This is a genomic window from Streptomyces sp. 3214.6 (genome assembly GCF_900129855.1).
GTDB lineage: Bacteria > Actinomycetota > Actinomycetes > Streptomycetales > Streptomycetaceae > Streptomyces > Streptomyces soliscabiei.
Genome location: NZ_LT670819.1, coordinates 4,564,167 through 4,585,562, shown reverse-complemented (window position 1 = coordinate 4,585,562; position 21,396 = coordinate 4,564,167). Strand labels below are relative to the sequence as shown.

18 protein-coding genes and 1 pseudogene are annotated in these 21,396 nt (G+C 71.8%); 10 read left to right on the top strand and 9 right to left on the bottom strand.

What is annotated here, in order from left to right; all coding sequences use genetic code 11:
- The first annotated feature begins 378 nt into the window (after positions 1-378).
- Both B5557_RS20590 and B5557_RS20585 read left to right on the top strand, forming a co-directional pair.
- The gene (locus B5557_RS20590; RefSeq protein WP_079664898.1) at positions 379-954 is read left to right on the top strand and encodes a SigE family RNA polymerase sigma factor; all 576 of its coding nucleotides are present in this window, start codon (positions 379-381) and stop codon (positions 952-954) included.
- Positions 951-2,297 carry a hypothetical protein gene (locus B5557_RS20585; RefSeq protein ID WP_231976423.1) on the top strand — a complete coding sequence of 449 codons (1,347 nt, stop codon included), beginning with the start codon at positions 951-953 and terminating at the stop codon, positions 2,295-2,297. Before B5557_RS20590 ends, B5557_RS20585 begins: the two co-directional genes overlap by 4 nt.
- Here B5557_RS20585 and B5557_RS20580 read toward each other — a convergent pair.
- Positions 2,267-3,121 (bottom strand): SURF1 family protein, encoded by an 855-nt coding sequence (locus tag B5557_RS20580; protein WP_079660853.1) that lies wholly within the window; start codon positions 3,119-3,121, stop codon positions 2,267-2,269. The genes B5557_RS20585 and B5557_RS20580 overlap by 31 nt on opposite strands.
- A gap of 162 nt (positions 3,122-3,283) precedes the next feature.
- On the opposite strand from B5557_RS20580, the gene B5557_RS20575 reads away from it, so the two are divergent.
- Complete coding sequence (locus B5557_RS20575) at positions 3,284-5,110, top strand: S9 family peptidase (RefSeq protein WP_079660852.1); 1,827 nt, start codon at positions 3,284-3,286, stop codon at positions 5,108-5,110.
- A gap of 208 nt (positions 5,111-5,318) precedes the next feature.
- On the opposite strand, the gene B5557_RS45730 is transcribed toward B5557_RS20575, so the two are convergent.
- The 4 genes from B5557_RS45730 to B5557_RS20555 all read right to left on the bottom strand — a co-directional run bounded on the left by B5557_RS45730 (position 5,319) and on the right by B5557_RS20555 (position 7,615).
- Positions 5,319-5,450: a hypothetical protein gene (locus B5557_RS45730; RefSeq protein WP_269460218.1), complete on the bottom strand. Its 132-nt coding sequence runs from the start codon at positions 5,448-5,450 to the stop codon at positions 5,319-5,321.
- 145 nt (positions 5,451-5,595) lie between these two features.
- Positions 5,596-5,973: a DUF6415 family natural product biosynthesis protein gene (locus tag B5557_RS20565; RefSeq protein WP_079660850.1), complete on the bottom strand. Its 378-nt coding sequence runs from the start codon at positions 5,971-5,973 to the stop codon at positions 5,596-5,598.
- The gene (locus B5557_RS20560) at positions 5,970-6,332 is read right to left on the bottom strand and encodes a hypothetical protein (protein WP_079660849.1); all 363 of its coding nucleotides are present in this window, start codon (positions 6,330-6,332) and stop codon (positions 5,970-5,972) included. Before B5557_RS20560 ends, B5557_RS20565 begins: the two co-directional genes overlap by 4 nt.
- A gap of 95 nt (positions 6,333-6,427) precedes the next feature.
- Positions 6,428-7,615 carry a helix-turn-helix domain-containing protein gene (locus tag B5557_RS20555; RefSeq protein WP_231976422.1) on the bottom strand — a complete coding sequence of 396 codons (1,188 nt, stop codon included), beginning with the start codon at positions 7,613-7,615 and terminating at the stop codon, positions 6,428-6,430.
- Between the two features lie 165 nt (positions 7,616-7,780).
- Between B5557_RS20555 and B5557_RS20550 the strand changes: the two genes are divergently transcribed.
- From B5557_RS20550 to B5557_RS20540, 3 genes are all read left to right on the top strand, one after another.
- On the top strand, positions 7,781-8,461 hold the full coding sequence (locus B5557_RS20550; RefSeq protein WP_079660848.1) for an HAD family hydrolase: 681 nt from the start codon (positions 7,781-7,783) through the stop codon (positions 8,459-8,461).
- Positions 8,462-8,511: 50 nt separating this feature from the next.
- Positions 8,512-9,375: an ROK family protein gene (locus B5557_RS20545; RefSeq protein ID WP_079660847.1), complete on the top strand. Its 864-nt coding sequence runs from the start codon at positions 8,512-8,514 to the stop codon at positions 9,373-9,375.
- A gap of 225 nt (positions 9,376-9,600) precedes the next feature.
- The gene (locus B5557_RS20540) at positions 9,601-10,158 is read left to right on the top strand and encodes a hypothetical protein (RefSeq protein WP_159424403.1); all 558 of its coding nucleotides are present in this window, start codon (positions 9,601-9,603) and stop codon (positions 10,156-10,158) included.
- A 15-nt stretch (positions 10,159-10,173) separates the two neighbouring features.
- Here B5557_RS20540 and B5557_RS20535 read toward each other — a convergent pair whose 3' ends face one another.
- On the bottom strand, positions 10,174-12,072 hold the full coding sequence (locus B5557_RS20535; RefSeq protein ID WP_079664896.1) for an NAD(P)-binding protein: 1,899 nt from the start codon (positions 12,070-12,072) through the stop codon (positions 10,174-10,176).
- A 210-nt stretch (positions 12,073-12,282) separates the two neighbouring features.
- On the opposite strand from B5557_RS20535, the gene B5557_RS20530 reads away from it, so the two are divergent.
- The 4 genes from B5557_RS20530 to B5557_RS20515 all read left to right on the top strand — a co-directional run bounded on the left by B5557_RS20530 (position 12,283) and on the right by B5557_RS20515 (position 15,223).
- The gene (locus B5557_RS20530; protein WP_079664895.1) at positions 12,283-13,311 is read left to right on the top strand and encodes a permease; all 1,029 of its coding nucleotides are present in this window, start codon (positions 12,283-12,285) and stop codon (positions 13,309-13,311) included.
- Positions 13,308-14,099: a TIGR03943 family putative permease subunit gene (locus B5557_RS20525; protein WP_079660845.1), complete on the top strand. Its 792-nt coding sequence runs from the start codon at positions 13,308-13,310 to the stop codon at positions 14,097-14,099. The genes B5557_RS20530 and B5557_RS20525 overlap by 4 nt, the downstream gene beginning before the upstream one ends.
- 96 nt (positions 14,100-14,195) lie before the next feature.
- The gene (locus tag B5557_RS20520) at positions 14,196-14,591 is read left to right on the top strand and encodes a luciferase domain-containing protein (RefSeq protein ID WP_079660844.1); all 396 of its coding nucleotides are present in this window, start codon (positions 14,196-14,198) and stop codon (positions 14,589-14,591) included.
- A 110-nt stretch (positions 14,592-14,701) separates the two neighbouring features.
- Positions 14,702-15,223 carry a hypothetical protein gene (locus tag B5557_RS20515; RefSeq protein ID WP_079660843.1) on the top strand — a complete coding sequence of 174 codons (522 nt, stop codon included), beginning with the start codon at positions 14,702-14,704 and terminating at the stop codon, positions 15,221-15,223.
- 7 nt (positions 15,224-15,230) lie between these two features.
- On the opposite strand, the gene B5557_RS20510 is transcribed toward B5557_RS20515, so the two are convergent.
- From B5557_RS20510 to B5557_RS20500, 3 genes and pseudogenes are all read right to left on the bottom strand, one after another.
- Positions 15,231-16,019, bottom strand: a complete 789-nt coding sequence (locus B5557_RS20510) for a glycosyltransferase family 2 protein (protein WP_079664894.1) — start codon at positions 16,017-16,019, stop codon at positions 15,231-15,233.
- 8 nt (positions 16,020-16,027) lie between these two features.
- Positions 16,028-16,606 (bottom strand): annotated as a pseudogene (locus B5557_RS20505) (UTRA domain-containing protein); the annotation flags it as partial.
- A 248-nt stretch (positions 16,607-16,854) separates the two neighbouring features.
- The gene (locus B5557_RS20500) at positions 16,855-20,967 is read right to left on the bottom strand and encodes an nSTAND1 domain-containing NTPase (RefSeq protein WP_079660841.1); all 4,113 of its coding nucleotides are present in this window, start codon (positions 20,965-20,967) and stop codon (positions 16,855-16,857) included.
- Between the last annotated feature and the right edge of the window lie 429 nt (positions 20,968-21,396).

Here is a 21,396-nt window from a genome sequence, read left to right as displayed (position 1 = left end):
AAAAGCCCTGGCCAGAGCCTTGGGAAAGTGTGAGCGGGTCGATGGTTCGGAACCCTTGTATCGGACAGCGTTGTCGTTTGAAGATTGTCCCAAGACTTCCTCCCCGTTCTGTGCAACCGCGCGCAGGGCGGGGAGCGTCTTTGCGGTCCCGGCGTGGGGACGCCGTGATCCGGGCGTGGGGACGCCCGTTCATATGGGATACAAGGGAAGAGCGGGACACATGAGACGGGTAGGCGTGGCCTCGTCCGACGTAAAAGTGACGCCCGGCACGTACAACCTACGCGGGGGGACGTGTGTCCAACTGGCGTGGCTGAGGTACTCGAACTCCCGATGGCTCGCGCCGTCCTGCGACCCCGCATGCCCGGCGCGCCCGGCGGCATGCCGGTGATCGCGCCCATGCCAGCAGCGCGGCCCGCCCGCATACCCAGTCAGCGTGACGGCGTCGAAGAGGCCGTGGCGGCCGGAACCACCGTCGATCACCTCACCGAGACCTACCGGGCGCACTACCGCTCGCTGCTCGGTCTCGCCGCCCTCCTCCTCGACGACACCGCCTCCTGCGAGGACGTCGTCCAGGAGGCCTTCATCCGCGTCCACTCCGCGCGCAAACGCGTCCGCGACCCGGAGAAGACCCTCGCCTACCTCCGCCAGACCGTCGTCAACCTCTCCCGCTCCGCCCTGCGCCGCCGCATCCTCGGCCTGAAGCTGCTCTCCAAGCCGATGCCGGACATGGCCAGCGCGGAGGAGGGCGCCTACGACCAGCTGGAGCGCGACTCGCTCATCAAGGCGATGAAGGGCCTCCAGCGCCGCCAGCGCGAGGTCCTCGTGCTGCGCTACTTCGCGGACATGACCGAGGCCCAGGTCGCCGAGACCCTCGGCATCTCCCTCGGCTCGGTCAAGGCGTACGGCTCACGCGGCATCGCCGCCCTGCGGATAGCCATGGAGGCTCCGGCGTGAGCGGAGAAGCCGAAGGGCGGGGCCCCCACGAGAGCCACGACCGTCACGAGGGCCACGACCGTCACGAGGGCCACGACCGTCACGAGGGCCACGACCGTCACGAGGGCCACGACCGTCACGAGGGCCACGACCGTCACGAGAGCCACGACCGTCACGAGAGCCACGACCGTCACGAGCGCCACGACCGTCACGAGCGCCACGAGCCGTTCGCGTGGCACGAGCCGACGGCCTCGTCGAACTCGCCGCGTTCGACAGGCTCGTCGGGCAAGCAAGAGCCGAAGCAATCGCACGCTGGGAACTCAACCGTGAACCACCACCTCGACGACCAGGGCCTCGAAGGGCTCGACTCGGACGAGCTGGCACTGCGCCGGATGCTGCACGACGCCGTCCAGGAGATGGAGCCGCGCGACGGCACCCTGGACCACCTGCGACGGGCCGTCCCCGTCCGCCGGGCCCGCAAGCGGCAGGCGGCCGTCGGCATGGCGGCCGCGGCGCTCTTCCTCGGCACCGCCGTCCCGGCCGTGCTGCACGTCTCGAACGCGGGCAGCTCCGACGCAAACCCTTCCATCGCCGGCCAGGCCTCACAGGCGCAGGGAGGCGTGGATCAGGGCAAGAACCCCGACGGCGGCTCCTCGGGCAAGGTCGGCGACTCCTCCGGCGCGACCGGTGAGCAGGACAAGGGCGGCGCCACCGACCCCGGCCAGGGCAAGGAGTCCGCGGGCGGCACCGCCTCCAGCGGCACCGGCCCGACCGCCGGGGCGCAGCCGAGCGTGGCCGTCTGCGGACCGTCCCAGCTCACCGCCGGCACCCCCGTCGTCAACGTCCCCGACTCGGGCAGCATCGTCTACGGCACCTTCCGCGTCACGAACTCCTCAGCCGCCGCCTGCACCGTCGGCGGCAAGGTCTCCATGACGTTCGCCGCGCAGGGCGCCGCCGACGCCACGAAGATCACCGTGGTCGAGCACACCTCCGGCGACGCGGCGGCCGGCCTTCCCGACCCCTCCCTCTACGTCACCGAGCACGTCCTCGCGCCCGGCTCCGCCTACGAGGTGAAGTTCGCCTGGGTGCCTGCCGCGACCTGTCCGACCACGGGCGGCAACGGCGGCGGCGACAGCGGCGGCGGTACGGCGTCCCCGTCGCCGACCCCGAGCGAGCCGGCCGGCACGAGCGGCGACACCACGTCCGGCACCTCGGCCCAGCTGCTTCCCGAGGACGGCACCCCGGCCGACGGCAGCGTCATCGTGTCGTACACGGCGGAGGGCGGTTCGCCCACCGCCAAGGCGACGGTGACGAACGCGTGTACGGGGATGATCTACCGCACGGGCGTGCTGGTGTCCTCGTGAACCGCTGACCCGGCGGGCTTCTCGGCCACCTCGGCCACCTCGGCCACCTCGGCCTCCGCGGGCTCCTCGGGCACGATCCCGAGCTCCGCGTCCCGGGCGAACTCCACCTCGCGGCGCAGCAGCCGGAACCACATGAACACCACGAACCCCGCGAAGACGAACCACTCGCCGGTGTAGCCCAGGTTCTGGAACGCCTTCAGGTCGAGCCCCGTGTCGGCGGCCGCCTTCGCGGGCACCGCCGTCATCCCCGGGTCGGCGGTGGAGAGGGTGATCCAGGCGTCGTACAGGTCGTCCGGCACGAGGTTGACCAGCGAAGCCGCACTGATCGCCGCGGTCTGCCCGGCCGGCAGCCCGCCCCGGGCGCTCACGCCGTTGTCGCCGGGCTGCTCGGACGCCTGCAGCGCGCCGGTGACGGTGACCTGGCCGGCCGGCGGCGCCGGCGCCTTCGCGGCGTCGGCGGCACCGGGCAGCCAGCCGCGCACGACGGGCAGCGCCTTGCCGCCGTCGGTCCGCAGCAGGGTCAGCACGTAGTAGCCGTTCTTCCCGTCCAGCTCCCGGTCGGGCACCAGCAACTGCGTGCTGTAGCGCCCGGTGGCGGTGGCCTGCTTGCCGGACGTCGCCTTGTCCACGGGCAGCAGCTCGGCCAGGGGCCGCGCGGCGTCGGTCTCGGCGGAGCGGGCCTGCGCCTTGGCGTCACGGTGATCGTCCACCCGCGCCTCGAACCGGCTCAGCTGCCAGGACCCCATGAACACGCAGAAGGGGATGGCCAGCAGCACGAAGACGTTGATCCCCCACCACCGGGGAGTCACCAGAAACCGGTACACGCCTTCCACGGTACGGGGCACGTGCCGAAGACCTGCTGGCGGGGTTGCGGACCGCGGACTGCCGGCGGCAGCTGCCAGGAAGTGTGAGAGGTTGGTTCGAAGTTATCCACAGGCTGGGGGCCGGGGAGGCCGATTGTCGGCGCGGACGGGCAGTATGGGGTCATGACTGAGAGCAACGGGTCCGCCGCACCGGAGCGGGACGAAAAGACGCCGCAGACGCCGGACTGGGAGAAGCGCTTCCGGGCGCCCCGGGTATCGCTGCCCGACTGGGCGGAGGACGCGCCGCACCACTCCCTGTTCGTGTCGAACGCGACGGGGACGTACGAGTTGTACGCCTGGGACCGTTCCACGGGCGAGCAGCGCCAGGTGACGAACCGGCCCAACGGCACGACGGACGGAGTGCTCTCCCCGGACGGCGCATGGATCTGGTGGTTCGACGACAAGGACGGCGACGAGTTCGGCGTCTGGCGCCGCCAGCCGTTCGCGGGCGGCGAGGACGAACTGGCGACGCCGGGCCTGGACCCCTCCTACCCGGCGGGCCTGGCTCTGGGCAGGGACGGCCGTACGGCGGTCGTCGGCCGCTCGACGGACGAGGAGGGGACCACGATCCACGTGGCTCGGGCCGGCGAGCCCCCCTTCGAGCTGTACCGCCACCGGGAGTCGGCCGGCGTGGGCGACCTCTCCCACGACGGCAGCCTGATCGCGATCGAGCACACCGAGCACGGCGACGCGATGCACTCCGCGCTGCGGGTGCTGCGCCCGGACGGCTCGACGGTCGCCGAGCTGGACGACACCCGGGGCGGCACCGAGGAGCTGGGCCTGGACGTGCTGGGCTTCGCCCCGGTCGACGGCGACACCCGGCTGTTGATCGGGCACCAGCGGCGGGGCCGCTGGGAACCGCTGGTCTGGGACGTGGCGACGGGCTCGGAGAAGGACCTGGCCCTGGACCTGCCGGGAGATGTCAGCGCCGAGTGGTACCCGGACGGCTCGGGCCTGCTCATCGAGCACAGCTTCGAGGCCCGCAGCGAACTGTTCCGCTACGACTTCGCCGTCGGCGAGCTCGTGAAGGTGGCGACCCCCGCGGGCACGGTGTCCGGGGCGACGGCCCGCCCGGACGGCAGCGTGGAGTACCTGTGGTCGTCCGCGGCCCAGCCGCCGGCGGTCCGCTCGACGACCGGCGGGGTCGTCCTGGACCCGCCCGGCATGAAGTCCCCCGGCTCGGTCCCGGTGGAGGACGTGTGGGTGGAGGGCCCGGGAGGCCGTATCCACGCCCTGGTGCAGCGACCGCGGGGGGCGGGCACGGGCCCCCTCCCCACCGTCTTCGACATCCACGGCGGGCCGACCTGGCACGACAGCGACTCCTTCGCGGCGGGCCCGGCGGCCTGGGTGGACCACGGCTACGCGGTCGTCCGCGTCAACTACCGCGGCTCCACGGGCTACGGCCGCGCCTGGACGGACGCCCTGAAGCACCGGGTCGGCCTCATCGAGCTGGAGGACATCGAGGCCGTCCGCGAATGGGCCGTCTCGTCCGGCCTGTCCGACCCCGCCCGCCTGATCCTCACCGGCGGCTCCTGGGGCGGCTACCTCACCCTCCTCGGCCTCGGCGTCCAGCCCGACGCCTGGACCCTGGGCATCGCCGCCGTCCCCGTCGCCGACTACGTCACGGCCTACCACGACGAGATGGAGGCCCTGAAGGCGATGGACCGCACCCTGCTGGGCGGCACCCCGGAAGAGGTCCCCGACCGCTTCGAGACCTCCTCCCCCCTGACCTACGTCGACAAGGTCCGAGCCCCCGTCTACATCTCGGCCGGCGTGAACGACCCCCGCTGCCCCATCCGCCAGATCGACAACTACGTCAAGCGCCTGGAGGCCAGAGGAGCAACCCACGAGGTCTACCGCTACGACGCGGGCCACGGCTCCCTGGTGGTCGACGAACGCATCAAGCAGGTAAGGCTGGAACTGGAGTTCGCGAAGAGGCACTTGGGGTAGGCGAGCCGTTCGTCGAGCGACCGCCGGGTTCACAACTCCCGACAGCTTCCAGCGACCAGCCCGGGGGCCGTCGGGGGCGACCCGACTCCTCCGGCCCCCGGGCTGACCGCCGGGGCGGCCGTCCCTACCGCCTCACACGGCCCAGGAAGTGCGGCCCTGTGCTGGAGCGGCCGCCATGGGGGTGTGCGTGGGGTGCGCGTCGAGTGCGTCAGTAGGGCACCCGCGCCAGCACCAGGGCGAGGACCGGGGCGGTGACCGTTGCGACGTACACGAACAGGCCGGTGATGGCCCTCACGCGGGGTTCCTCGGCGTTGGCTGCCGGTGGCACGAGCAGCGGCATCGGTGCACGAGCAGTACCTTCGTCGAGTGCGGCAGGGGTACGTCCTTGAGCTGGCGGTACCCGGCGTGTACGTCCTCGTAGCCTGGCGTGCGGGCCAGCGTGCACTCTGCGGACAGGGTCTGGGCGGTGCCGTCGGCCGTCGTCCTCACGCGTGCTCGCCGCCGATCGTCTCGTAGTGGTCGCACAGGGCGTTCAGGACGCGGGCCAGGCGCTGGACGTGTTCGAACACTCCGCCGGGTCTGTGGCTCGCTCCGGTGCGGAGCTTCCCGCGGGCCTCCCCGACGCAGGCGAGCGCGCAGCAGCGGGGGATGCTCTCCTCGTTCAGCTTCCTGGCCGCCCGTTCGACCTCGGGGATGAGAAGTTCCAGGTGTCCGCGTACCGTATCGGCGACCGTGGCCAACTCCTCGCCGGACACGGCCTGTACGAGCGCGCGGCTCTCCGGGACCAGGAGAAGATTCGCTGTCTCGCGCATCGCCGAGAGGCGCATGGGTGAGCCGTCGCTGGTGTTCACGACCGTCTTCACCGGACCGCCTCCAGTGCCTGGCGCAGGATCGCGGTCCGGGTCAGCCCGTGTCGCTGCGCGAGGAGCCAGTACGGGCCGGGCGGTTCCTCCTTGTGACTCGGCGGGAGTACCACGTGGGAGTTGCGCCCGAGGGCCGTGGTCTCGGGGACGTCCCAGTCGGCGGCGCTGCCCGGCGGGACGAAGAAGTACAGCATCGGCTCGGACGGAGCCGGGTCCACGGCGACGGCCCCCGGTGTCGCGATCTGCTCGATGGCGCGGACGGCGAGGTGCCGACCGACCTTCACGGCGTCCCATTCGACACCGGCGGGTGCGAGCCGCATTCCGGCCGCGCTCAGCAGCTGTGCCGCATCGTTGATCATCTGTCGTCCGTCCTTCGTTGCGGTGTGCAGCGAAGGTACGGCGGGACCAACGGCGCGACCCGAACCCAGAGTTCGGGTGAACCAGGAGTTCGGGGTCAGAGGAGCTGGAGGCGTTCGGCAAGGCCGTCGACCTGGCGGCGGAAGGTGGGACGGACGCGCCTTTGGAGGCCGAGGATCATGTCCCGGGCGAGGGGGCTGCGCGCCAGGTCCTCGGGTGCCGTCTCTTCCAGGTCCAGCAGGTGCACGAGGACCGCCGCGTCTTCCCTGCGCAGGTCGTAGCACCTGGCCAGTTCCAGGCCGAATGTGAACTGACGCTCGAGGCTGGGCAGTACGCGCGTATCGATTGTGTCGGCCAGGCGCAGCCCCTCGGATGCCTCGCCCGCCAGCATCTCGATGCTCATGGCATGCAGGTGAACGTTCGTCGGGCCGAAGACGGTCCATTGAACGTTGCTGCCCTCGCCAACCCTCCGGGCGAGAGGAGCCGCCCGCTGCTCAAGCCGCTGACGGGCATCCCACCAGCGGCGGCGGCGCGCGTCGGATACCACCGCCACCAGTTCAAGGGCCCCTTCGACGGCCTTGGCTTCCTCAGTCGCCTGTGCCCGGCCGAGCTGCTCGATCGCCTGCACGGCGACCTTTTTGGCCTCTTCGACGGCGGCGGACTCCCCGTGTGAGAGCAGGACGTGACCGAGGTTCCAGTGGGCCGCCGCGATGCGTAGCGGGTCGTCCGCGTCCTCGGCGGCTCTGATCGCGCGATCGGCGACCATGAGCGACAGGTCCAGCCGTGCTGCGCGGCGGCAATACGACCTGAGCAGCCCATACAGGTCAGCGGCAACGCGCAGGACTTCGCGCCGCGACTCGACGTCGTCTCCCCTGCGGTGCGCGCGGACGGCATGCTCGACGTCCCTGATCAGCTCCGGGAGGACACGCGCCGCTTCCGTGAACCGATCCTTCGACGACTGCCAGGACCTCCAGGCCCGCTCTACCCGTTCCCGGAGCTGTACCGGACTTGCCGGAGCCGAACTGACCGGTAAGCCGTAGCCCATCAGCGCGCTGACGACTCCCGGGGCAGCCGTGACGGGAAGGACCGAATCCTCCACGGGGTCGCTGGTGAGCAGCGCGGCCAGCGGCACACCGAGTTCAGACGCGAGGCGGGCGAGCACGTCTGCGGAGGGTACTTTCTGTCCGGCCTCGATCTGCTGCAGATAGCGTTCTGTGATCCCGCACAGTCCGGCGACGGCCGCTTGCGTCCGGGCTCCGTTCTTGCGCCGGTAGTACCTGACCATCTGGCCAACAGGCAGCCTCGGTGAGGTCATCATTGCGGCCCCCTTCCCCCGCCCGGGTCTCGTACCGTCAGCGTAGGACGGAGCACGTTGCCGCGTGCCGGTCCGCACACGTTCGAGTGACCCGTCGTAACACCCAGGTACAGAGCGGCAAGTTGAGGAGGCGTCATGGCGCGACTGGTCCTGTGGGACATCGACCACACCCTGATCGATACGCGCGGTGTGGGCCGTGAGCTCTCGGCTGCGGCGTTCCAACGGACGCTGGGCGCGGCCATGCGCCGGCAGGCAAAGATCGACGGCATCACCGAGCCCGTCATCTTCCGGGAGACCGCGAAACTTCACGGCTTGACCACCGACCGCAGTGACTTCGAGCGCTTCGCTGCCGCCCTGACGGAAGAGCATCTGGCGCAAGCAGTGGATCTCCGCGAGCGGGGCCACGCTCTGCCCGGCGCAGCCGCCGCCCTGGACCTTCTCGCCGTCTATGGCATCCAGCAGACCGTGGTGTCAGGGAACGTTCGCCCCGTTGCCGAGATCAAGCTCCAGGTCTTCGGTCTCGACCGGCACATCTTGTGGGATCTCGGTGCCTATGGCGAGGACAACGACCTGCGCGCAGAACTCGTGAGGATGTCCCTCCAGCGAGCCGACGCCTTACCCGTTGACGCCGTGCTGATCGGTGATACCCCGGCTGACGTGGAGGGCGCGCACGCGAACGGTGTGCGCGTCATCGCCGTGGCGTCGGGACGCAGCGACGAGGTCGCGCTTCGTGAAGCCGGCGCGGAGACCGTGCTGCCAGATCTCCTGGAGTCGGAGCTGCTGGTGAAGCTCGTTCGCGGTGCCGGTCTCCGCTAGCGTTCTTGGTGCGTCTCTGTTCGGGATCATGGCGTGAGGTGGAAGTGGCGATGAGGCACGCGGCAGTAGGCGTCGACATCGGTGGTACCAAGCTGCTCATGCTCGCGGAAGGGCAGGATCTTGAAGCGCCGATCGCTCGACGCCTGGCCACGGGGCCGTCGGCCGTGCCCGCGGACGTCGAGGCCGCCGTCCGGGCCTTCCTCGCCGACAACTCCCTGAAGCCGACAGCCCTGGGGATCGCCGTGCCCGGTCTGGTCGAGAAGGGTCAGGTCAAGATCTCCGACGTGCTGCCCCAGCTCGCAGGCTGGGAGGGCCTCCACATCGACGGCACCCCTGCGTTGCTCGTCAATGACATCCGGGGCGCTCTCGCGCAGGAGTCTTCCGGCCTCTCCAGGGCCTCCTCCGCTGTGGTGATCGTCTGTGGAACGGCAGTCGGCTCGGCCTACCTGTGCGAGGGACGGGTCGTCCGCGGCTCGCGAGGATGGGCCGGTGAGATCGGCAGCATGCCCGTGCCGACACCACAGGGCGTCAAACGGCTCGACGACCTCGCCGGCGGCGCTGCGATCGTGCGCGCGCTCGGTGAGCAGCCGGAACAGATCCATGCCGCGCTTGCCGCTGGTGATCCTCGAACGCGGCGCATCGTCAACGCTGCGGGCGAGGCGTTCGGCCTCGCCATCGCCTCGCTGGTCAACATCCTCAACCCGGACGTGGTCCGGATCGCTGGTGGCACCCTCGGCTACGCGGGCTACTGGGACACCGCCGTGACCACGGCGCGCACCCACGCCTTACCGGAGTTGTGGGACGTCTGCAGCGTCGACCGAATCCACGCCACGGAACTGGTCGTTGCCCGAGGTGCCATGCGTCTCGCCACCGCAGCGGCCGACGGCCAGGCATGGGTCGAGCAGTACGTCTGACCAGAACCAGAAGCAGAACCGCTGGATTTCCAGTCGTCACTGCCGGTGGCGGGGCGGCGCTGTTCCACTGGTTTTCGCGCGGCGACGATGACGGTGCCGTTGCCGTTGCCGTTGGTGGCAGACTGCCTGGACTGCGAGTGACGGGGGGCACCGGTGAGTAAGAAGCATGCGCGGAAAATGCTGCGGAAGATGGCAAGCGGGGAGCCCGTTCAGATCATCATCTCCATGACGACGATGAAGGGACTCAGCCGACTCGCCTTCATCGCCGAGCAGTTCGGGTACGAGTACGCGGACCTGCAGCAGACCGGCGACAACAGGTTCGCGCTGCTCATCGTGCCCGACCCCAGCCCGCAGGCCCAGGAGCGTGCCGCGCGGAACTGGGCGCGGTACCCGGACGCGAGTGACGGGGTCTCGCTGCCGCCCGTCGTGCCCGACGCGATCGAGCTCCTCAGGGCCCGCATGGTGGTCGACCTCGGCAGTCAGTTCACCGACAGGCTGCGGATGGCGATCGCGGTTTTCGCCCTTACCGCGTTCGCCGGGGCCATCGGCTTCAAGCTCCGTGCGTACACCTCCGCCGTCGTCATCGTCGGCATCGTCTGGGCCGCGCTCATGGCCTTGCTGCCGGTCATGCTCGCCTACAGCCGACGTTACAGAGCCAAGTACGCGGCCCGGTTGCAGGCCGCCGGGTTCACGCCGGTGACCGACCGGAACGGGCGGCTGCGGTATGTGCCGCCAGGCGGGCGGCTTCCCGGGCACGGCAATCCATTCGCCGGAGAGGCGTAGGCCCGGGCGGGGGCCCTATGCCCCCGCGACCCTCCGCCCCCGTCGACGCAGTAGTTCCGCCAGGCCTCGGCGGGTGGCGGCGAGGATCACTCGGTCATCGCCGCGCAGTACGCGGGTGTCCGGGAGGTCCCAGAGGAGGCCGGAGCCGCCCTGGCCTTCGCGGCCGGTGTCCAGGGCCAGGACGCGCCAGTAGCCCGGCCGGAACGCCTGACCGACCGTCTTGCCCTCCAGTTGGGCGTGGCCGCCGACCTCCAGGGCGGCGAACAGCAGCACCCGGCGTTCGACCGGGATCGCGCCCAGGATCTGGCGGCCCATCATCGCCCCGGCGAACGACGGCGCCGACAGGTGGGAGACGCTGCGGCTGCGGGTCAGGGCCTGGGGGTGCGCGGCGCGCAGGGTGCGGTAGACGGCGGTCGCGAAGTCGTCGTCGTACAGGCGGAGTACGACGCGGAGGTCGGGGCGCAGCGAGCGGGCGTACAGGGCCGCTTCGAGGTTCGTGGTGTCGGAGCTGGTGACCGCGAGCAGGGCGTGGGCGCGGTGGATCTTCGCGGCCTCCAGGACGCCCTCCTGGGTGACGTCGCCCAGGACGACCGGCACCCGCAGACGGCGGGCCACCGCGAGCCCGCGCGCCTCGGGTCCCGCCTCGACGCACACCACGGGGATGTTCAGCTCACGCAGCCGGATCAGAACGCGGGTGCCGATCTTGCCGAGTCCGAGGAGTACGACGTGGCCGCCGAGGCCCCGGGGCGGCCGGCGCAGCGCACCCGCACCGCGGAACGTGCCGAGCGCCTCCAGCACCGCCGCCAGCAGCACCGGCAGCAGCAGCAACCCGACCAGTCCGGAGAGGAGTTGGAGGACCTGCCGCTCGGTGGTCGAGCCGATCGCCGGGTCGTTGATGGAGAAGAGGTCCAGCAGCGTCAGGTACAGCGCCCCCAGCGGATGGATCCCGGTCGCCAGCCACAGTGCCACCGCCAGCGCGAACACACACCCGACCAGGCCCGCCAGCGACCACCTGAGCCGCCGCGAGAACAGTGAGGCGAACGACGCCACCACCCCGACCCCCCGCCCGGACTGCACGGCGGGCCCGGCGGAGTACGCGACCTGCTCCAGGACGACCGACCCGCGCCTGCCGGCCGCGGCCGCCTCCCGCACCGTCGCCGCGTCGGGCAGCAGCAGCGGCCCCTGCTCGCCGCTGGCGTCGGAACCGTCCGCGAAGGCCGGGTCGTTGCTGTTCGCGGAGAGCAGCGCGAGCGTGGGCAGGCCCGGCGGGTCGGCCTCACCGGCCCCGGTCGGCAGCCGTTCCACGGCCCGCAGCAGGAGCCCGTTCGTCTGGACGACCTTGGTGGTGCCGGCGACGGCGGTCGCGGCGAGTGCGGGCGCGGCGGTGTCGGCGTCGGACAGGACGGTCGTCGAGGCGTCGCTCGCCGAGCCGTCCCCCGGTACGCCCCCGGCCGCCAACGCCGCTGCCTGGTCCAGGAGTTCCTCGATGTGCTGGCCCAACCGCCGGTTGTACAGCCGCAGGACGAGCCGCAACCTGGGGTTGAGCCGGCGGGCGGTGAGGGCGGCGCGGATGTTGGTCTCGTCGTCGTCGTACACGAGCGCCAGCGCGGCGGCCCGGTCCACCCCCGCCTCGGCGAGCACGGCCTCGGTCGCCTCGACGGCCTCCAACGTGCGCTGGCCGTCAGCGGGTTCACCCGGGGCGGCGGTGAGCGTGCCGTTGCCCGCGGCCCGGTTGACGGCCGCGCTCACCACACGGTCGAGCAGCGCCGCCGACACCGCGCGGGCCCGCCCGACGACCGGCGGCCGTGCCGTTCGTTCGGCGGGCGGCACGACGAGCGTGACCTGTTCCTCGTACACGCCCCGCAGTTCGGCGGCGAGCCGGTGTGCGAGACCGTCGTCGCCGCACACCACCATGTGCGCGCCGGCGGAGCCCGGCGACGGCTGACCCTGATTCGGAACGCTCCCCACGAGGGAGAAGACTGCCCCACCAGGACGGGAGGTTCCACGGCGGACGTGAACACACGTGAACAACCGGCGCGGAACCCCCGTATGAAAGGGGAGGGAATGCAGAAAACCGACAGCGACAACAGCAGGGCGAACACGGAAGCCGGAGGTGCGCGACCCGTGGCCATCACCAAGGCGGCTCCGCGTGAGGAGGGCACGCGCCACGACCGACGGGAGACCCCTCCCGCGCCGGACGAGCCCAAGCGCCTCACTTCCCCCCTCGTCCTGACCATGTTGCTGCTCCTGATGGTGCTGCTGCAGAGCCCCATCCGCCGCGCGCTGTCCGCACCGGTGATGCAGAGCTGGACGACCGTGTTCGTGGCCGTCGTGGTCCAGGCGCTGCCGTTCCTGGTGCTGGGGGTGCTGCTGTCGGCGGCGATCGCCGTCTACGTGCCCCCCTCCTTCTTCGCCCGCGCCCTCCCCTCCCGGCCCGCGCTCGCCGTACCGGTCGCCGGGATCGCGGGCGCGGTGCTGCCCGGCTGCGAGTGCGCGTCGGTGCCGGTGGCCGGCGCGCTGGTCCGCCGGGGAGTGACCCCGGCCGCGGCCCTCGCCTTCCTCCTCTCCGCCCCGGCGATCAACCCGATCGTGCTGACGGCGACGGCCGTGGCGTTCCCCCGCAACCCCGAGATGGTGCTGGCCCGTTTCGTGGGCAGCCTGCTCGTGGCGTGCGTGATGGGCTGGCTGTGGCAGCGGCTGGGCCGCACGGACTGGCTGCGCCTGCCGACCCACGCGCCGCACGAGGGGGAGACGAAGGGCGCGGCGTTCTGGGACTCGGTCCGCCACGACGTGATGCACGCGGGCGGCTTCCTGGTCGTGGGCGCGATGGCGGCGGCGACCCTGAAGGCCGTCGCCCCGCAGGAATGGCTGCGCACGGCGGCGGACAACCCGCTGCTGGCGGTCCTGACGCTCGCCGTTCTCGCGGTGGTCCTCTCGATCTGCTCGGAGGCGGACGCGTTCGTCGCCGCGTCCCTGACCCAGTTCTCCCTCACGGCCAAACTGGCCTTCCTGGTGGTCGGCCCGATGATCGACCTCAAGCTGTTCGCCATGCAGGCGGGCACGTTCGGCCGGGGTTTCGCCCTGCGCTTCGCCCCGGCGACGTTCGTGCTGGCCATCGCGTCGGCGGTCCTGACGGGATGGATCCTGCTGTGAACCGACAGTCCCAGGCGGCCGTCCTCTTCCTCCTCGGCGCGGCCCTCCTCCACGCCGGCACCACCGACCTCTACCTGCGCTACGTCAAGGCGGGCCTGCAACCGCTCCTGCTGGCGTCCGGCGTGGTCCTGATCGTGACGTCACTGGCGACGGCCTGGTACGAACGCCGCAGGACGAAGCACCAAGCGACGCACCAGCAAGCGAAGCACCAGCAAGCGACGCAACAGCAGAAGGGGGCCGGGGATGTCGAGGGCGCGGAGGACGCGGAGACCCACACCCACCCCGAACCCCGCGTCTCCTGGCTGCTGATCCTCCCCCTCCTGGCGCTGATCCTCGTCGCCCCGCCGGCCCTGGGCTCGTACAGCGCGACCCGCACCGGCACGGCCCTGCAGGAGCCCCTCGCCTATCCGGCCCTCGCGGCGACGAACCCGCTCCCGCTCAGCGTCGTCGACTACGCGGGCCGAGCCGTCTACGACCACGGCCGCACCCTCACCGGACGCGAGGTCCAGCTCACCGGCTTCGTCGCCCTGGACCACGCCGGCACCCCCTACCTGGTGCGCATGGCCCTCAACTGCTGCGCCGCCGACGCCCAGCCGGTCAAGGTCGGCCTGACCGGCGACATCCCCCCGGTCCTCCAGCCGGACACCTGGCTGACCGTCACCGGCGCCTACACCCCCCGCATCACCCACGACCCGGTCAACAACGGCCCGATCCCCTTCATCAAGGTGACCGCCGCCAAACCGACCGTGACCCCACGGGACCCGTACGACGAGTCGTGGAACAACTGACCGGACACCGCACGGGACGAACCACCCTGCGCTACATCCCGGTTACGCCCCCCTCAACCCCTGGTGGCCGGGCGGTGATCGCCTCATGATGGGGGCATGACGGCGGCCTCGCGTGCCCTGACACGACTGGCGACCTGGCCGGACCTCACAGAGGACCGGCCCAGCTGCGGCACCGGTTGGGCGTTGCGCTCGGGCGGTGTCGAGATCGCGCACTTCCATTCCGACATGAGCGTCGACCTGCACCTCACCGCCAGGGCGATCCGGCGGTTCGAGAGGGACCTGAGACATTCCACGGCCATCCGGCTGCTGCCGGGCTCGCCCTGGGTGACCGTCCACCTGGAGTGCGAGACGGACATCGACCTGCTCATGACGCTGGTCAGTGCCGCGCTCCAGGCCCATCAGCGGTACCCGGCGGCCGACGGCGCCGCCCTCCCGCGCTGCAACGACCACCGGGAACCGGCGCTCACCCGCGACGGCGCCGACGGCATCTGAATCTTCCGAAGCCGGCCGGACCTCGGCGTCTCCGGATCTGGTGAGCTGACGGTCCGTCAGATACCGTCTGCTGTGCTGTCGCACGTGCCGACGCAGAAGGGGTGAGCGCCATGGAGACCGACCCGGACCGTTCGACCCGTCCCTCCCGCAGCCCGCAGCCGCCGGGGGATCCCCGCTGGGTGGCGATGTTCTACGACCCGTCCTCGGCGTCCTGGCGACAGGCCGCCGAGTCCCCCGACCGCACGCCCGTGCTGTACGCGATCGGCGAGATGACCCAGGTCAAACGGGCCAGGGGCGACGAGGTGACCGTCGCCCTGTGGGGTCCGAAGGACGGTGAGTGGCAGCGTTTCGACTCGTCTCCGGCGGCTGCACCGGCTGAATCGGAGTCCCCGGCGGATGCCGTCTCCCCGGCGCCGGCCGACGGCGCTGCCCGCCCCGGTCATGCCAAGCTCGCGGAACGTATGGAGGACCGGCGGCATCAGGTCCTCATGGCGGGCCTGAGCAAGGCGGGCCTCTACGACCTCACCCCGGACGACGTGACGGCCGTCCGGACCCTGGTCGACCGGGTCGACGAGGGCACACTGCGGCGGGTCGCCCACTGGATGGCAGTGGCCGGCGCGCCGGTCGAGTGAGCGTCCGTCAGCCGCCGGCGGCGGACGGGGCCGACGCCGGCGCCGTCGGATAGCTCCACCGGAACGACCCCAGTGCCCGGGCCCTCGCCTCCACGACCGCCATGCGTGCCGCCCGTTCGACGGGGTCGACGTGCGAGGCCTGGCCCGTGGCCTGGCCGTCCCACTTCCGGTAGTACAGGCCGACCTCCGCCGTGAACCAGCCGCGGCTCACCGAGTTGAGCGCCAGCAGCAGCCCGGTGTCCTCGGAGGCGGGCAGGGCCATCCAGCCGCCGAGGGCGGTCAGCAGGTCCCGGCGGGCGAAGAGGCTGGCGGGGTGTACCTGTGCGCGGAAGTCGTGGGCCTTCCAGTGGTCGAGGACGGCCCCCCGCTCGATCGGCCCCTCGGCCGGATCCCCGGGGAAGCCGGCCGTGGAGCCGTCAGGGAACAGGTCGAGGACGCGCGAGGTCGCCCAGCCGAGGCCCGGGTCGCCCTCCAGCGCGGCCAGGTCGCGGGCGAGCGCGCCGGGCGCCAGCCGGTCGTCGGCGTCGAGGACCTTCACGTACTCGCCCTCCGCGTGCGCGAGCGCGAGCGTGCGGGCGACTCCGGGGCCGCCGGCGCGTCCCTGCCGGAAGGTCACGCGTGCGTCGGCGACGGGGACATGGCGCGCGACCTCGTTCGTCGTGCCGTCCTCGCGGATCACCCACTGCCACGTCCACCCCGTGGGCAACTCCTGTGCGCGCAGCGACTCGTAGGCCTCGGACAGATAGCGGGCCGACGGGGCGTGGACAGCGGTCACGATGACGATGCGCCGGCTCACGGCGGCACTCACCACCTTTCCAGTCGGGTGGTGAACAGCAGTTCGGTGCGGTCGGCGGGCAGTGTGACGTCGGAGACGTTCACCACGCGGCCGTCGACGGCGTACGACGTCTTGCGGAGCAGGATCACCGGCGTCCCCGGCGGCAGGTCCAGGTCCCGGGCCTCCTGCGGCGTCGGCGGGCGGGCGGTGAGGCGTTCCTCGACGCGGTCCACCTCGATGCCGACGGTGTGCAGTTGGCTCTGGGTGCCGCCGGGCCACGGCTCCCTGGTCTCGTCCAGGAGTTCGGGGTTGACGGCGACCATGGCGTGCACGAGGTAGGAGGTGACGAGGCTGAGTGGGGCGTGTTCGGTGGCGCGGCGCGTGCGGTAGGAGCGCTCCAGGAGCGGGGTGCCCGGCGGGACGCCGAACGCGTCCGCGAGTGGTTCGGGCGCCTCGATCCGCCGGTACGCGGCGTGGAAGACCAGTTCCTCGGAGGGGAGGCCGGTGTCGCGTTCCGTCACTCCGGTCGCGGCGCGGGTGCTTTCCGGGCAGCGGGCCCGGTCCTTCTCCCACTGGTGCCTGCCGTTGTCACGGACGGCGATCACTCGGTAGGCCTTGGGCACGGCACCACAGTAAGGGCCCCGGACCGTTCGGCCCGTGATCCCAGGGCACAGGGCGCGAAAAGGCCCGGTCGCTGGCGACGGGGGATGCACCAGCGACCGGGCTATGGCCAAGGCTAACAAGGCAGCCGGTCGGACGGGAGCCGACTTCTCAGCTGCCTTGCCGTTGTGATCGGGATCACTGTCACATCGCGGTCTTTACTTAACCGTCGCTTATCCCTCACTCATCCCCCCAATCACGACTCACACGGAGGGTCGTACGACAGCCTGGGCAGGTACTCGCGCCACGTGTCAGCCGTCAGCACGCCCCGCGTGGTCGCGCAGATACGGCTGATCGCCGCGTCGACGTCCAGGTTCCACAGCCGTACGGTGTCGGCGCCGCTGGAGACGCCGAGCAGGTGGCTGCCCGGGCTGAACGACAGGAAGTTGCCGGTCTTGGCGTTGGGGCTCATGGACTGCCCGATGGGGGAGGCCCCGTCCGGGTCGGACACGTTCCACAGCCGGACCGTGTTGTCGTTGCCGCCGCTCGCCAGGGTGTGGCCGTCCTGGCTGAACGTGAGCGACACGACCGCCTCGGTGTGACCGGTCAGGGGCCTGCTCGACTCGCTCGCGTCGAGCGGGTCGGAGACGTCCCACAGCCTGACCATGTCGTCGTCGCCGCCGCTGGCCAGCGTTTGGCCGTCCGGGCTGTAGGCGAGGACGTTGACGGGTCCGCCGTGCCCCATGAGCGGTGCGCCGAGGGGGGTGACATGGCGGGGGTCGGTGACGTCCCAGAGCCGGATGGCGGCGTCCGCGCTGCCGCTGGCGAGGGTGCGGCTGTCCGGGCTGAAGACCAGGCTGTTGATGTAGCCCTTGTGGCCGGTGAGCGGTGCGCCGAGCTTGACGGCACGGGACGGGTCGGCGACGTCCCACAGCTGGATGGTGCGGTCGTCGTAGGGCGTCGCCAGCGTGCGCCCGTCCGGGCTGTACGTCAGCGTGTCGGAACCCGTGAAGCGGGTCCGCAGGGTGAGGGGCTTGCCGTAGGGGACGGGCCGGGTCGGGTCGGTGACGTTCCACAGATACAGCCGCCGGTTTCCGTTCAGCACGGCGAGCGTGCGGCCGTCGGGCGAGAACGTCAGCATGCGCTGGTCGCCGTCCCCCGGCATGAACGGCTCTCCCATCGCCACGGGCCGGCCGGGAACCCGCACGTTCCACAGCCGGATCCGCCCGTCGCGCGCGGCGGTGGCCAGCACCTGCCCGTCCGGGCGGAACGCACCGCTGCGGCCCACCATGTCCGACGTCGGCACCGACCACAGCCGCACCTTGCTGTCGCCGCTGCCCGTGGCGAGGGTCCTGCCGTCGGGACTGAAACCCACGGCGTACATCTCGCCGCTGCCTCCCGCGAGCGGCTCGCCGACCTGCGACGGGTAGGCGGGGTCGCTGACGTTCCACAGGCTGGCCGTGCTGTCCGCGCTGCCGGCGGCGAGGGTCCTGCCGTCGGGGCTGAAGGCAACCGACCAGACGGGACCGGTGTGGCCGGTGAGCGGCGAACCGAGCTGGGTCGTACGACGCGGGTCGGCGACGTTCCACAGCCGGATCGTGTCGTCCGCGCTGCCGCTGGCGAGGGTGTCGCCGTCAGGGCTGAAGGCGAGCGAGTGGACGGTGTCGGTGTGCCCGGTGAGGACCTCGGCGAGCGGCTCGGGCCGACGCGGATCGGCCGTGTCCCACAGTCGGATCGAGTTGTCGTCGCCGCCCGCCGCGAGGAGCCGGCCGTCGGGGCTGAACGCCACGGAACGCACGGCCGCCGTGTGCCCGGTCAGCGGAGCGCCGAGCAGCCGGACCCGGTCCCGGTCGGTCACGTCCCACAGCCGTACGGTGTGATCCTCGTCGGCCGAGGCCAGCGTCCGCCCGTCCGGACTGAATGCGAGCAGATAGATCGTGCCGGTGCGGCCGGTCAGGGGCGCCCCGAGCGCGCGCGGGCGCGCGGGGTCACGGACGTCCCACAGGCGGACGGTGCCGTCGTCCCCGGCGCTGGCGAGGGTGCGGCCGTCGGGGCTGAAGACCGCGCTGCTCACCCAACTCGTGTGCCCGGTGAGCGGCTTGCCCAGCGGCCTCGGGTGCGAGCGGTCGTTCACGTTCCACAGCCGGACCGTCCGGTCGTAGCCGGCGGTGGCCAGGACCTTGCCGTCCGGGCTGAACGAGGTGAGATAGACGGCGCCGGTGTGGCCGAGAAGCGGCGTGGCCAGCGGCGCGTTCACGATCGAGATCAGACGGTTTCTCGTGCCCTCGTCGTCCGGCCGCAGGTCGTGCGCCACCAGGTCGAGCTGCGCGGACAGCGACGGATCCGTGTACTGGACCCGGTCGGCCTCCGCGACCACCTGCTCGAACACGGCGTCGTTGCGCTGCTGCCACGCGACGAAGGCCGCGCCGACGGCGAGGATCGCCAGCACCACCAGCGCCGACACCGCGCCCCGGAGGATCCACACCGTGCGCCGGCGCAGCCGGACCGACGCCGCCAGGAACTCCACCGCGCTGCGGGTCAGGAACGTGTTGCCGGCCGACTTCGCCCAACTGCGGGCCTGCTCCAGCCGGGAACCCCGGTAGAGCAGCGCCGAGTCACGGTTGGAGCCCTCCCAGGCCCTGCCGTCCTCCTCCAGCCGCTGCCGCAGCAGATGGTCGCTGCGGTCCTCGTCGATCCAGTCCCGCAGCCGGGGCCAGGCGTGCAGCAGCGCCTCGTGGGTGATCTCGACGGTCTCCGCGTCCAGCGTCACCAGACGGGCCCGCACCAGAGCTTCGAGCGACTCCTCCGTCTTGCCGGGATCGGTCGACTCCGCCGCCAACTGGCGGCGCGTGCCCCGCCGCCGGGTGGCCTGGGTGTCCTCCCCGAGCCGCACCAGCCGCAGCAGGAGCAGCCGCGCCGCGGCGCGCGCGGCGGGGTCGAGCCCGGACCAGGCGCGTTCGGCGGTCGCCGCCACCGCGCCCTGGATCCCGCCCGCCGCGCGATAGCCGGCCAGCGTCAGCCGACCCGCCTTGCGGCGCTGCCAGGTGGCGAGCAGGGCGTGCGAGAGCAGGGGGAGCACGCCGGCGTGCGCTCCGCGCGGACCGTCGACGGTCACCTCACGGATGATCAGCTCCGCCAGCCCCGGTTCGAGCTCCAGCCCCACCGCCCTGGCCGGCCCGACCACCGCCTCCCGCAACTCCGGAGTGCTCAACGGCCCGAGCACCATGTGCCGGTGCTGGAGGGCATCGGAGAGCTCGGGATGACTGAGGCACTGCTCATAGAAGTCGGCGCGAATCCCGAGGACGACGAGGACGGGGGGCGGATCGGCGGCTTCCTCCGCCGTGCCGCTGTCGACGGGGGTGCAGGCCGCGTGCAGGAGCTGGATGAAGAGCCGGCGGACAGTGTCGTCGGAACAGAGGGTGAAGGCCTCTTCGAACTGGTCGACGATGATGACGGGGCGGGCGGGGGAGGGGGACGGCGAGGTCGAGGGCGGGGCCGGAGACGCGGGAGAGGCCGGAGACGCGGGAGAGGCCGGGGTCGGGGGCGACGGGGTGTCGTCGGCGGCCCACGCGGTGACGGCCTTCCGTACTGCGCGGGCGAAACGCGGGCTGTCGGGGGCGGGCTCCCCGGCGACGACGGAGGCGAGTTCGGGGATGTGGCGGGTCAGCTCGGCGAGGGGGTCCGCGCCGGGCACGAGCTGCAGGACCTTCGCCGTGCCGCTCTGCTCGCCCGGCGCCTCGCCCATCGCGCCGTTCTGCAGCGCGGGCACCAGACCGGCGCTGAGCAGCGAGGACTTTCCCGCCCCGGAGGCGCCGACCAGCATGACCAGGCCACCCGTCCGCTCCACCGCGCGGAGCTGGGCGACGAGCGCGTCCGTGCTCCGCTCCCGGCCGAAGAACCAGCGGGCGTCCTCCTCGCGGTACGAGGCGAGCCCCCGGTACGGGCACACGCCGCCGGGGACGCCGGCCCCTTCGGACGCAGGCCGTGCCTCCTGCTTCAGCGTGGAGGCGACGGGGACCTCGCCGACGACCGGATCGGCCACCGCCCGCTCCCACAGCCGCTGCCACTGGGCGAGGTCGTACAGACCGGGGGACACCGGCGTGGGCCGCGAACGGCGCGCGTCGGGTATCAGGACGTGCAGCACCGCGGCGAGGGCGGCGAACTGCGCGGGAACGTTTCTGGCCCGTCGCCAGTCGCTGATCCGCTGGGCGGACACCCGTACGGGCCGCCCCCGTTCATCGACCCGCCGCAGCCGGACGACCGCCTCGGACACGCGCTTGAGGGGAGGGTTGCCGGCCTCCTTGTACAGCAGCGCGAGTCGTTCCGCGAAGGCTGTACGCGCCCCCGAGTCGGGACTCAAGGCCTCCACCCCTTACTTCCCCCCGCACCTGGAAATCCGGACCGGAAAACCCAGTTTATATGGCTGACCTGCGAAGAAGGGGTTGACCGGACACCGGATCCTCCTCGGATCGGGCCTCAGCTGGCACGATCCCGAGGAAGAAGCGCATCTACCGGGCGCGGTCGGCAGCCCCTCGACGGGGCGCGGTCGACGCCGTCCGCACCGTTCGGCAGCGGTCCGCACGAGGGGAGGGACCGGTGCCGAACGGTGCGGCGTGTGCACCGCCACGGATTCCGACGATCAGTAGTCCCGCGGGGACGCGACGAAGGTCCCGCCCGGATGTGACGAACGTGCCGCCCGGATGTGACGAACGTGCCGCCCGGATGTGACGGTGGTGGTTCTCCCCACCTTTCTGCCCTGGTTGTCAGTGGCGGCCCTTACCGTTGTGTGAGCTGGTGA

Coding starts and splice junctions, on each gene's coding strand:
- B5557_RS20590 (WP_079664898.1), top strand. CDS start 379: ATGCCGGTGATCGCGCCCATGCCAGCAGCGCGGCCCGCCCGCATACCC.
- B5557_RS20575 (WP_079660852.1), top strand. CDS start 3,284: ATGACTGAGAGCAACGGGTCCGCCGCACCGGAGCGGGACGAAAAGACG.
- B5557_RS45730 (WP_269460218.1), bottom strand. CDS start 5,450: ATGCCGCTGCTCGTGCCACCGGCAGCCAACGCCGAGGAACCCCGCGTG.
- B5557_RS20560 (WP_079660849.1), bottom strand. CDS start 6,332: ATGATCAACGATGCGGCACAGCTGCTGAGCGCGGCCGGAATGCGGCTC.
- B5557_RS20555 (WP_231976422.1), bottom strand. CDS start 7,615: ATGGTCAGGTACTACCGGCGCAAGAACGGAGCCCGGACGCAAGCGGCC.
- B5557_RS20550 (WP_079660848.1), top strand. CDS start 7,781: ATGGCGCGACTGGTCCTGTGGGACATCGACCACACCCTGATCGATACG.
- B5557_RS20545 (WP_079660847.1), top strand. CDS start 8,512: ATGAGGCACGCGGCAGTAGGCGTCGACATCGGTGGTACCAAGCTGCTC.
- B5557_RS20540 (WP_159424403.1), top strand. CDS start 9,601: ATGACGACGATGAAGGGACTCAGCCGACTCGCCTTCATCGCCGAGCAG.
- B5557_RS20535 (WP_079664896.1), bottom strand. CDS start 12,072: ATGGTGGTGTGCGGCGACGACGGTCTCGCACACCGGCTCGCCGCCGAA.
- B5557_RS20520 (WP_079660844.1), top strand. CDS start 14,196: ATGACGGCGGCCTCGCGTGCCCTGACACGACTGGCGACCTGGCCGGAC.
- B5557_RS20515 (WP_079660843.1), top strand. CDS start 14,702: ATGGAGACCGACCCGGACCGTTCGACCCGTCCCTCCCGCAGCCCGCAG.